The following is an 11,112-nucleotide window of genomic DNA, read 5'->3' on the forward strand; positions in this document are numbered from 1 at the left end:
CATGCGTCGCCGCATCCTGCTGCTCTCGGTGGGCATGACCACGTTGGTCGTGCTCGCGTTCGCCGTACCGCTGGTGATTCTGCTCCGGACCACGACGGCCAGCGAGGCGAAGGACAAGGCGCTGTACCGGGCCGAGACGGTCGCGTACTACGTCGGCGACAGGAACCACACGGCCGACGACATCACGGCGTACATCGACGGGTTGAAGGACGGGCCGGGCAGGATCTCGGTGCGGATGCCGGACGGTACGACGCTGGGCGACCCGCCGCCGGGCGGCGTACCGAAGCCGAAGTCGATGCCGGCGGACGACTACGAGGGCGACGGCGACGACAAGGGACCGCCGAAGCTCGGCGACGCGGACTATCGCGATGTCAACGGCGGGATCGCGGTCGACGTCGCTGTGGACAACCCTGCCGGGCCTGCTTCGGTTTGTGTCTATCTGACCGCGGACGAGCTGTACGACGGGTTGGTGCCGCGGCTGCTGATCCTCATCGGCGGAAGCCTGCTCGTGCTGTTGCTCAGCATCGTCGGCGCGGAGCTGGTGTCGCGGCGGCTGGCGCGGCCGTTGGAGGAGACGGCGAGTACGGCGGAACGCCTGGCAGCAGGCGATATGGACGCGCGGGCGCCGACGACGGGTCCGGCGGAGGTGGCGAAGGTCGGGTCCGCGCTGAACGGACTCGCGGACCGGATCGACGAGGTCATAGCCGTTGAACGTGAGGCAGTGGCAGATCTGTCGCATCGTCTGCGTACGCCGCTGACCGCGCTCCGCCTCCAGGTCGAGGCGATGCCGGATCGCGAGCGTGCCGAGGAACTGAACACGCAGGTCACGAGTTTGGAGCGGACGTTGACCGCGGTCATCAGTGCTGCCCGTCGGCCGCAGCGCGAGGGTCGGGTGCCGCACTGCGATGCTGTCGAGGTGACGCGCGCCCGCGCGGCCTTCTGGGAACCGCTGTTCGAGGACCAGGGCCGGGAGCTTGCGTTGGACCTGCCAACGACTCCCGCGATGGTCCGCTCTTCCGCTGAGGACCTCGCGGCCGCCTTGGATGCTCTGGTGGAGAACGTCGTCGCGCACACCCCCGACGGCACCCCCGCCCACATCACCCTGACCCGCGACGCATCCCACATCCACATCACCATCGCCGACGAAGGCCCCGGAATCCCTTTAGGTGCAGGCGAACGAGGCCGCTCCGACCGAGGCTCCACCGGCCTCGGCCTGGACATAGCCCGCCGCTACGCCGAATCCACCGGCGGCAACCTGACCATCCACCGCAACCAAGTAGAACTGACCCTCGCCTCCAGCTAGATCTTCGAAGGGTGGGTTGCGAGTGGGGTGACGTGGATCTTCATGTAGGGAAAGAGGGGGAGGGTGGAGAGGATGTTGTGGAGGGCGTCGTTGGTGGGGACGTCGAAGATGCTGTAGTTGGCGTATTCGCCGACGATGCGCCAGAGGTGGGGCCATTCGCCGGACTGTTGGAGTTCTCTGGCTCGGGCTTTTTCCAAGGCGATCAGCGGGGCTGCGTCGACGTCGGGGGGTAGGTGGACGTCCATGCGGACGTGGAAGAGCATCAGGGCTCCCGGGTCAGGTGGGGGCGGCGGAGGGCGGCTACTGCGTCGAGGTCGAGTTCGACGCCGAGGCCGGGGCCGTCGGGGAGTTTTAGGGCGCCGTTGGCGTATGAGAGCGGCGTACGGAGGATCTCCTCGGTGAACAGCAAGGGGCCGAAGAGTTCGCTGCCCCAGGTCACGCCGGGGGCTGCGCAAGCTAGTTGGAGTGAGGCGGCGGTGCCGAGGCCGGTTTCGATGGAGGTGCCGGCGTGGCAGGGGATGCCGGCGGCTGTGGCGATGGCGGTGATGTCGCGGGAGCGGCGGAGGCCGCCGAGCTTGGTGGTCTTGATCGACCAGATGTCGGCGGCACGGGTCGAGACCAGGCGGAGTGCGTCGACGGGTGTGCGCAGCGACTCGTCGGCCATCACCGGGATCGGGAGGAGACGATTCAGCTCGGCCAATGCCTCGACCTGCTCGCCGGGGACAGGTTGCTCGATGAGTTCGATACCGGCCCCGGCGAGGCGAGGGAGGTAGGTCTGTGCCGTCAGGAAATCCCAGCGTGCGTTGAGATCCACGCGTACCCCGGCCGCGCCCACGAGCTTCTCGGCGATCGCGCACACCCGGCGGGTGTCCTCCTCCGGAGGCAGCGCACCCATCTTCAGCTTGAACGAACGTTGCCCCTCGCGCAGCTTCGCCAGCGCCTCCTCGACGACGACCTCCTCGGGCTCGGCGCCAAGAGCCCAGGTGACGTCGACCGACGTACGCGCAAGTCCGCCGAGCAACACATGCACAGGTACGCCGAGGGACCGCGCCCACGCGTCATGCAGTGCGACCTCGACCGCGCATTTCGCGTACAGGTTCGCATTGACGTGATCCGAGATGTCCTGCCAGAGCGACGCGATCTCCGACACCTGACGGCCGGGCAGCAGCGGCGCGACGTACGTGTCGAGGGTGACCTTCATCGACTCGACCGACTCGCCGCCCCACCACGGGCCGCCCGGGACCACGCCCTCGCCCACCCCCACGACACCGTCGCGGGTGTGGACGAAGGCCAGCAGGACCGGCTGGGCGGCCATCGTGACGCGGGCGAACCGGTGCGGTCGCCGGAGGGGTACGTCGATGATCACCGTCTCCAGCCGGTCGATGGTGAGATCCATCAGCCCTGCTCGAGCTCGAAGTCGTACGACACCCGCCGTACGCCGCTGCCGTCGTCGACCGGGTCGAGGATCAGCTCGGGCTTGGTCGCCTCGGCGACGTCCGAGTCGAGCCACTCGCCGCCGGCGAAGTACAGCTGGGTGGTGATCGTGCGATGCCCGTCCGCACGCACCATCAGATGCAGGTGCGCCGGACGCCACGGATGCCACCCGGCCGCGTCGATCAGCTTGCCGGTCGGCCCGTCGGTCGGGATCTGGTACGGCGCGGGCTGCACCGTGCGGATCTCGAACTTGCCCTCGGCATCTGTTGTCACGACACCGCGCAGGTTGCCGTCGGGCACCCCGGGTGCGAAGCCGGAATAGTAGCCGTCGGCATCGGCATGCCAGATGTCCACGTCCGCGCCTGCCAACGGTCGACCGTCGAGGTCACGCACCTGCCCCGAGAGCACCAGCGGCGTACCCTTCTCGTCCGCGCGGTGCGGGAGCTCGCACGAGGACGAGAGCGATACCTGGTCCGGAAGGTAGTACGGTCCCTCGATCGTGCCCTTCGTTCCGTGTTGCGACGAGGCCGCGACCTCCTCGACCACGTGCTCCACGAAGACGTCCATGAACAAAGGCCATTCGCCGACCTCGCCGACCTCCATCAGCCACGCCTTCGCGGCCTGGAACTCCGGATAGGTCACGCCATGGAAGCGGATCGCGTCGTGCACGCCCTGGAGCACAGCCGTCACCACGGCGCTGACGCGTTCGGGTGAGGCGTCGGCCCCGGTGCGGTGCAACGACTTGAAGTTGGAGCTCGCGTTCGCGCCGGAGCCCGCGGCGGTGGGAGAGTCCTGCACAGTTGTCATCATGCGCTCCTTCAGCGGTTCAGGATCCGGCTGACGTCGGTCGGGTTGATCAGGTCGGGGACGGTCCAGCCGTCCAGGTCGTACTCCGCGAGCATGGTCTCGGCGAAGCCCTTCATCGCCGCGGTCTCGCCCTGGGCCTCGGCGGCGAACAGGATCTCGGCCTTCACGTTCTCGTGGTTGCCGGAGTAGTTCCGCTCGTACAGTTCGTGCCGGCCGCCGAACTCGGTGCCAACCGAGTCCCACAGCGCCTTCATCAGCTTGGTCCGCTCGACCGCGTCGTACCCGTTGGATCCGCGCACGAAGCGGTCGAGGTACGGCCGCACCTCGGGCGTCTTGAAGTCCACCGCGCTCGAGTTCAGATAAATGAGGCCGGAGGCAACATCCTGCTGGATGATCTCCTTCACCCGCGGGTATCCGGTGATCATGAACTGCCGGTAGATCAGGCCGTAGTCGAGCTTGGGCAGCACGGTCCCGTTCGGTCCCGGGTCCGGGTTCAGCGCCATCGCGTCGGCCATGCAGCGGAACAGGTTGCGCCAGCCGATCACCTCGCCGACCCGGGTCTGCACGCCGCGGAAGTCCTTGCTGCCGGTGCATTCGAGGGCCTTGAGCAACAATCCGGCGATGAAGTCGAGCTTGACCGACAACCGGATGCAGCCGTGGAAGGTGAACCGCGGGATGAACCCGGACTGCGGGAAGAATCCGTTGATCTTGTCGACATCGCCGTACAGGAAGATGTTCTCCCACGGCACCAGCACCTTGTCGAAGACGAAGATCGTGTCGTTCTCGTCCAGCCGGCTGGACAGCGGGTAGTCGAACGGGCTGCCCATCACATCGGCCTGCATGGTGTACGACGGCCGGCAGATGAGCTTCACACCAGGAGCGCTCATCGGGACCGTGCAGATCAGCGCGTATTCCTTCTTCTTGATCGGCAGTCCGTAGTGCGCGATGAAGTTGTAGTTGGTGATCGCCGACCCGGTCGCGACCACCTTCGCGCCGGACACGATCACGCCGGCGTCGGTCTCCTTCTCGACCCGCATGAAGATGTCGCCGGCCTCGTCCGGCGGCAGGTTGCGGTCGACCGGCGGGTTGATGATCGCGTGGTTCCAGTACAGGACCTTCTCCTGCGACTCCTTGTACCAGCGCTTGGCGTTCTCCTCGTACGGCGCGTAGAAGTCCGTGTTCCCGCCGAGCGTGCCGAGGAAGCTGGCCTTGTAGTCAGGGCTGCGGCCCATCCAGCCCCAGGTCTGCCGGGCCCAGTGCTCGATCGCGCGGCGTGAGCTCTGCAGATCCCCGACACTGTGGGGAGTACGGAAGAACGCGTGGGTGTACCCGCCGTTGCCGGTGTCGGTCGGGACGGTGATCTCCTCCTTGGTCGCGGGATCGTGCAACGCGTCGTACAGCCGGGCGGTCATCCGGGCCGGGTTGCGGAACGCCGGGTGCTCGGTGACGTCCTTGACCCGTTCGCCGTAGATCCAGATCTCGCGGTCGTCGCGGATCGAGTCGAGGTACTCCGCACCCGTCATCGGGCGCTTGGTCGTCGTCTGGGGCTCGACGGTGGTGGTCATGAAAAGTCCTTTCAAGCAAGGGCAAGGGGCGTGAAGACGGCAGCGGCGTCGAACCAGCCGCGCTCGGGGCAGTCCAGCGATCCCGACCAATGGGTCTCGACCGGACCGAGGTTGCGGAACCGGCCGCCGTGGAACAGCAGCGGGTCCCGGGCGGTGATCTCGACCGCGGCCACCTCACCGATCACGATCAGGTGGTCGCCGCCGTCGTACGTCCGCCACGGCCGGCACGAGATCGTCGTGGCCGCGCCTTCGAGCAGCGGAGCGATCGGACCGTCGACCCAGCCGGGGGTGCGGCCTGGCTTCTCAGTGGGGCGTCCGGCGAAATGCCAGGCGACGTCGAGCTGGTCGTCGGCGAGCACATTGATCGCGAACGGCTTGCCGTCGAGGTACTGACACGCCTTCGACGTCCGGCCCAGCGTCACCTGCGCGAGCGCCGGCTCGAGCGAGACGGCAGTGAAGGCGTTCACGGTCGCGCCGTGCGGCCGGCCTTCCTCGCTGGTGCAGGTCACCACGGTCACGCCGGTGGCGAACTGGCCGAACGCGTTCCGGAGTTCTCGCGAGTCCATCTGCGTCACCTCTTTCAGATGTACGCTCTGCGTACATTGAGTACGCTTGGCGTACGACAAGACCATGGAGGTCTCGTTGTCGACTGTCAAGAGCTCAACAACTTTTCGTGGAAGGATGGCCCGCATGGTCGGTGAGGGGAGCGAGCGCGACTACGTGCAGAGCATCGAGCGCGGGTTCGCCGTACTGCTCGCGTTCGACGCCGACCGGCCGAGCCCGACGCTGGCCGAGGTCGCGACGGCGACCGGGCTGTCGCGTCCCGCCGTACGCCGGATCCTGCTGACCCTCCAGAAGCTCGGGTACGTCGCCGCTGTCGGGAGCCGGTGGACGCTGACGCCGCGGGTGCTGACGATCGGGCAGCACTACGCCGCGACGCACAGCTTCGTGGAGACGGCGCAGCCGCATCTGCTGCGGCTGGCGGAGGAGACGCAGGAGTCGGCATCGCTGGCGCAGCTCGACGGGACGGATGTCGTGTACGTTGCGCGCGTTCAGGTGCGGCGGATCATGGCGGTGTCCGTCGACGTGGGGAGCCGGGTGCCGGCGTACGCGACCTCGATGGGTCGTGTGCTCACTGCGTGGGCTGATGCGTCGGTGGTCGACGCGGTGCTGGCGGCCGGCTTGCCGCGGTTGGCGCAGCGCACGATCACCGATCCGACGGTCTTTCGCGATGCGCTGCATCGGGTGCGGCAGGACGGGTACGCCGTCGTGGAGTCCGAGCTCGAGGACGGGCTGTTGTCTGCGGCGGTTCCGGTGCGTACGCCGGATGGCGGCGTACTCGCGGCGCTCGCGTACTCGACGACCGTCGGGCGCCGGACCGAGGAGCAGATCGTCGAGAAGGTCATCCCGCTGATGCAGGAGACCGCGGCGGCGATCGGCGAGGATCTCCGCCTACTCGGTGGCACCCGTCGGTTGGACGCGCCCGCGCGCGACGGCTTCTACTGAGCCGTCGCGGTCCAGCTGGGTGGGCACGGTTAGACGAGTGCGCTGACGACGGCGAGTGCGCGGCGGAGGTGTGGTGCTTCGTCGTCGGCTCGGGTCGCGGCGGCCAGCTCGACGGCGGCCTGGCCGGTCAGCGGGCGGTAGGCCACACCCGGGACCATCAGCTCGGCCACCGGCGCCGGTACCACCGCGATCCCGAGGCCGGCCGCCACGAAGGTCACCAGCGTCGACGTCTCCGCCACCTCGTGCCGGATCCGCGGCTCGAATCCGGCCGCGCGGCACCTCGCCAGCACGGTGTCGTGCATCACCGACCGCCCACCGCCGGCGTGGATCACGAAGTCCTCGCCGGCCAGGTCCTTCAGCCGTACGCGACGACGCTCGGCCAGCCGATGCCCCTCCGGCACCGCCACGATCAGCCGATCGGAGCGCAGTACGCGGACCTGCAACGACTCCTCGTCGACCGGCGGCCGGAGCAGCCCGAGATCGATCCGTCCGTCCACCAGCGCCTGTGCCTGATCGGGCGCCAGCATCTCGCCCTGCACGGAGAGCTCGACGTCGGGCAGCTCCTCGCGCAACGTCCGCACGAGCTGGGGAAGCAGGCTGTACGTCGCCGAGCCGACACACCCGATCACCAGCCGCCCTTGCAGCCCGGCCGCGACCCGCTGCGCCTCGCCGGTCGCCGACGAGACCGCGGCGAGGATCTGCCGCGCCCGCACCAGGTACGCCTCACCGGCCGGGGTCAGCTCGACCCGGCGCGTCGTACGGCGAAGCAACTCCAGGCCGAGCTCGCTCTCCAGCTGACGGATCTGCTGCGAGAGCGGCGGCTGGGCCATGTGCAGGCGGGCCGCCGCGCGACCGAAGTGCCGCTCCTCGGCGACGGCGACGAAGTATCGCAGGTGACGCAGCTCCACGAACTCATATTCGCAGAGTCTGAATCGAGCGCAAATCAGTATTTCTCCATATCGGTTCCCACGGCCTACCGTCGAGGGCATGAGCGATGTGGTGATCTGCGAACCGATCCGTACGCCGGTGGGCCGCTTCGGCGGGGCACTGTCCACGCTGTCGGCCGCCGAGCTCGCGACCGCCGCACTCACCGAGCTGGTACGACGGACCGGTCTGGGCGAAGGTGATGTCGACGATGTGATCCTCGGCCAGTGCTACCCGAACGGCGAAGCGCCCGCGATCGGCCGCATCGCCGCGCTCGATGCCGGGCTCGGGGTCTCGGTGCCCGGTGTCCAGATCGACCGCCGGTGTGGCTCGGGCCTGCAGGCCGTGCTGTACGCCGCGGGCATGGTCGCCACCGGCGCGGCCCGCGTTGTCGTTGCTGGAGGCACCGAGTCGATGTCGCAGGTCGAGCACTACGCGCTCGGTCTCCGCACCGGCGTCCGCGGCAACGTCGAACTGAACGACCGCCTGATCCGAGCCCGCGAAACCGCCGGCGGCAAATACCACCCGGTCCCCGGCGGAATGGTCGAGACAGCGGAGAACGTACGCCGCACGTACGGCATCACCCGCGAGGAACAAGACGAGTTCGCCCTCCAGTCCCACCAACGAGCCATAGCCGCGCAGTCCGCAGGCTGCTTCGCGGAGGAGATTGTGGGGGTTGAGGTTGTCGGCCGTCGTGGGGCGACCACTCTGGTCTCCGTCGATGAGCACCCGCGTGCTGACACCTCACTCGAGGGGCTGGCGGCTCTGCGTCCTGTCATGTCGAAGAACGACCCAGAGGCCACCGTCACAGCCGGTAACGCGAGCGGGCAGAACGACGGCGCCGCGGTCTGCGTGGTCACCACCCGCGACGAAGCCGAGCGCCGCGGCCTCCGCCCGCTCGTCGCCCTGCGCTCCTGGGCCGTCGCCGGCGTCGGCCCCGAGGTGATGGGCATCGGCCCGGTCCCCGCCACTGCGGCCGCGCTCGCTCGCGCCGACCTCACCCTCGACGACCTCGACCTGATCGAACTCAACGAAGCCTTCGCCGCCCAGGTCCTCGCCTGCCTGCGCGAATGGAAGCTCGACCCCGCCGACGACCGCCTCAACCCCAACGGATCGGGCATCTCACTCGGCCACCCGCTCGGCGCCACCGGCGCCCGCATCCTCGCCACGCTCTCCCACGAACTCCACCGCCGCAACGGTCGCTACGCCCTGGAAACCATCTGTATCGGCGGCGGCCAAGGCATCGCCGCAATCTTCGAGGCCGTCAGATGACGTACGTCGTCACCGGGCAGCGTGGTGCCCCGGCCGTCGTACTCGCGAACTCGCTCGGCTCCACCTGGGAGATGTGGGACGCGAACCTCGCCGACCTCGAGCAGCACTTCCGCGTCGTCCGCTTCGACACCCGCGGCCACGGCCGCTCCCCGGTCCCGCCGGGTCCGTACACGATCGACGATCTAGTCGACGACGTCGTCGCCCTGCTCAACGAACTCGCAATCGAGCGCGCGCATTTCGTCGGTCTGTCGCTCGGTGGCATGACCGGCCTCCGCCTGGCCGCGCGCAACCCGTCCCGCGTCGATCGCCTCGTCGTACTCTGCGCCGGCGCCCGCCTCGATCCGCTGAGCGGCTGGACTGATCGGGCCGAGCTCGTCCGCGCGAAGGGTACGGCGGCTGTGGCGGAAGCCGTCGTACGACGGTGGTACACGCCGACGTGGTTGGCGGAGCACCCGGAGGTTCGTGCTGCGTCCGAGGAGATGGTTGCCTCGACACCCTCCGAGGGGTACGCCGCGTGCTGCGAGGCGATCGCCACGCTGGACCTGATCGACGACCTTCCCGCGATCATCGCGCCGACCCTCGCGATCGCGGGCGCCGACGATCCCGCCACGCCGCCGTGGCAGCTTTCACGCATCGCGAATGCTGTTGCTCGCGGCAAGCTTCTCGTCGTACCTGATGCTGCCCACCTGGCCGCCGCCGAACGACCCGACCTGGTGACGCCGGCCGTCATCGCGCACCTTCTGGAGGACCACGTATGAGTGTGGACAAGGTCTTCGCGACACCGGCCGACGCGGTCGCCGACGTCCCCGACGGGAGCAGTCTGGCGGTGGGCGGGTTCGGTCTCGCCGGCATTCCGTGGTTCCTGATCGAGGCGTTGCTGGAGCAGGGGGCGCGGGAGCTGACCGTGGTCTCGAACAACTGCGGGGTGGACGGCGCTGGGCTCGGACTGCTGCTTGAACAAGGGCGGATCAGTCGGGTCATCGCGTCGTACGTGGGGGAGAACAAGGAGTTCGCGCGTCAGTACCTGGCGGGCGAGTTGACGGTCGAGCTGACTCCGCAGGGGACGCTGGCTGAGCGGTTGCGGGCTGGTGGTGCTGGCATCGGTGCGTTCTTCACGCCGACCGGGGTTGGCACGCTGGTGTCCGAAGGCGGTCTGCCGTGGCGTTATGCGCCGGATGGCACTGTTGCGGTCGCTTCACCTGCCAAGGAGGTTCGGACGATCCAGGGGCGGGAGATGGTGCTCGAGGAGGCAATCGTCACCGACGTCGCGCTGGTCCGCGCCGCGGTCGCCGACCGCGCTGGCAACTGCGTGTTCCACGCCGCGGCGCGCAACTTCAACCCGGTCGCGGCGATGGCCGGTCGGTTGACGATCGTGGAGGCCGAGCAGGTCGTCGAGGTCGGTGCACTCGATCCCGATGCAATCCATCTGCCGGGCGTGTTCGTGCAGCGCGTCGTACCGCTGACTGTTGAGCAGGCCGAGCGCAAGAGCATCGAGAAACGCACCACCCGCCCGCGGCCGGAGGTGTGAGATGGCCTGGACTCGGGACGAGATGGCAACCCGTGCGGCGGCCGAACTGAAAGACGGCGAGTACGTGAACCTCGGGATCGGGTTGCCGACGCTCGTCCCCAACCACCTGCCGGCCGGCTCGTCCGTCACGCTGCAGGCTGAGAACGGGGTGCTCGGCGTCGGCCCGTTCCCGTACGACGACGAGGTCGACCCGGACCTGATCGACGCCGGGAAGCAGACCGTCACCGTTGTGCCCGGTGCGTCGTACTTCGACTCCGCGACGAGCTTCGCGATGATCCGCGGCGGACATGTCGACGTGGCGATCCTGGGCGGGATGCAGGTCTCGGCGTACGGCGACCTGGCGAACTGGATGGTTCCCGGGGCCGTCGTGAAGGGCATGGGCGGCGCGATGGACCTGGTGAACGGAGCCCGCCGGGTGGTCGTCCTGATGGAACACCGAACCCGCAAAGGCGACCCCAAACTCCTCACCTCCTGCACCCTCCCTCTGACCGGCCGCGCGGTCGTCCATCGAGTGATCACCGACCTAGCCGTCCTGGATGTTGCCAACGGCACCTTCCACCTGGTCGAGCTGGCCCCCGGCGTAACCCGCACCGCCGTCGAACAGGCCACAGCAGCACCCGTCGTGTAAGAGGCCCCCGCGCGCTACGCAACCGCCGCTCCGCTGCTCGGCGCGGTCGCTAGGCACGCTACCCACCCGTAGCACCGCGATGGGCTGACCCGCATCCCACGGAACTACGTGCCATTGGCAACAATTGGTTGCAACACGGGGTAGT

The 11,112-nt window shown here is 68.5% G+C and carries 12 protein-coding genes; 6 read left to right on the plus strand and 6 right to left on the minus strand.

Features of this window, described 5'->3' with window-relative positions; genetic code table 11:
* The first annotated feature begins 1 nt into the window (after nucleotide 1).
* Nucleotides 2-1,303, plus strand: a complete 1,302-nt coding sequence (locus OHA10_RS19080; RefSeq protein ID WP_371407579.1) for a sensor histidine kinase — start codon at nucleotides 2-4, stop codon at nucleotides 1,301-1,303.
* Here the strand turns inward: OHA10_RS19080 and catC are convergent.
* Genes catC through OHA10_RS19105 form a run of 5 tightly spaced genes read right to left on the minus strand, consistent with a single transcriptional unit; the run spans nucleotide 1,300 to nucleotide 5,675 of the window.
* Nucleotides 1,300-1,566: a muconolactone Delta-isomerase gene (gene catC / locus OHA10_RS19085; protein ID WP_371407580.1), complete on the minus strand. Its 267-nt coding sequence runs from the start codon at nucleotides 1,564-1,566 to the stop codon at nucleotides 1,300-1,302. The genes OHA10_RS19080 and catC overlap by 4 nt on opposite strands.
* Nucleotides 1,566-2,699, minus strand: coding sequence for a muconate/chloromuconate family cycloisomerase (locus OHA10_RS19090; RefSeq protein ID WP_371407581.1), 1,134 nt, complete (start codon nucleotides 2,697-2,699; stop codon nucleotides 1,566-1,568). Before OHA10_RS19090 ends, catC begins: the two co-directional genes overlap by 1 nt.
* Nucleotides 2,699-3,547 carry a catechol 1,2-dioxygenase gene (catA, locus tag OHA10_RS19095; protein ID WP_371407582.1) on the minus strand — a complete coding sequence of 283 codons (849 nt, stop codon included), beginning with the start codon at nucleotides 3,545-3,547 and terminating at the stop codon, nucleotides 2,699-2,701. The genes OHA10_RS19090 and catA overlap by 1 nt, the downstream gene beginning before the upstream one ends.
* Nucleotides 3,548-3,555: 8 nt before the next feature.
* Nucleotides 3,556-5,109, minus strand: a complete 1,554-nt coding sequence (locus OHA10_RS19100; RefSeq protein ID WP_371407583.1) for a 4-hydroxyphenylacetate 3-hydroxylase family protein — start codon at nucleotides 5,107-5,109, stop codon at nucleotides 3,556-3,558.
* Nucleotides 5,110-5,120: 11 nt separating this feature from the next.
* Nucleotides 5,121-5,675, minus strand: a complete 555-nt coding sequence (locus OHA10_RS19105; protein WP_371407584.1) for a flavin reductase family protein — start codon at nucleotides 5,673-5,675, stop codon at nucleotides 5,121-5,123.
* A gap of 124 nt (nucleotides 5,676-5,799) precedes the next feature.
* Here OHA10_RS19105 and OHA10_RS19110 point away from each other — a divergent pair, with 124 nt between their 5' ends.
* Nucleotides 5,800-6,615: an IclR family transcriptional regulator C-terminal domain-containing protein gene (locus tag OHA10_RS19110; RefSeq protein ID WP_137253048.1), complete on the plus strand. Its 816-nt coding sequence runs from the start codon at nucleotides 5,800-5,802 to the stop codon at nucleotides 6,613-6,615.
* Nucleotides 6,616-6,644: 29 nt separating this feature from the next.
* Here the strand turns inward: OHA10_RS19110 and OHA10_RS19115 are convergent, their stop codons facing one another.
* Nucleotides 6,645-7,523: a LysR family transcriptional regulator gene (locus tag OHA10_RS19115; RefSeq protein WP_371407585.1), complete on the minus strand. Its 879-nt coding sequence runs from the start codon at nucleotides 7,521-7,523 to the stop codon at nucleotides 6,645-6,647.
* Nucleotides 7,524-7,602: 79 nt separating this feature from the next.
* Between OHA10_RS19115 and OHA10_RS19120 the strand changes: the two genes are divergently transcribed.
* From OHA10_RS19120 to OHA10_RS19135, 4 genes are read left to right on the plus strand one after another with little or no spacing between them, the layout of a single operon-like run.
* On the plus strand, nucleotides 7,603-8,811 hold the full coding sequence (locus OHA10_RS19120) for an acetyl-CoA C-acetyltransferase (protein WP_371407586.1): 1,209 nt from the start codon (nucleotides 7,603-7,605) through the stop codon (nucleotides 8,809-8,811).
* The gene (gene pcaD, locus OHA10_RS19125) at nucleotides 8,808-9,569 is read left to right on the plus strand and encodes a 3-oxoadipate enol-lactonase (protein ID WP_371407587.1); all 762 of its coding nucleotides are present in this window, start codon (nucleotides 8,808-8,810) and stop codon (nucleotides 9,567-9,569) included. The genes OHA10_RS19120 and pcaD overlap by 4 nt, the downstream gene beginning before the upstream one ends.
* Nucleotides 9,566-10,339: a CoA transferase subunit A gene (locus OHA10_RS19130; protein ID WP_371407588.1), complete on the plus strand. Its 774-nt coding sequence runs from the start codon at nucleotides 9,566-9,568 to the stop codon at nucleotides 10,337-10,339. Before pcaD ends, OHA10_RS19130 begins: the two co-directional genes overlap by 4 nt.
* A 1-nt stretch (nucleotide 10,340) precedes the next feature.
* Entirely contained in the window at nucleotides 10,341-10,967 is a 627-nt protein-coding gene (locus OHA10_RS19135) for a 3-oxoacid CoA-transferase subunit B (protein WP_371407589.1), read from the plus strand.
* Nucleotides 10,968-11,112: the final 145 nt, after the last annotated feature.

The organism is Kribbella sp. NBC_00662 (assembly GCF_041430295.1).
Classification (GTDB): Bacteria; Actinomycetota; Actinomycetes; order Propionibacteriales; family Kribbellaceae; genus Kribbella.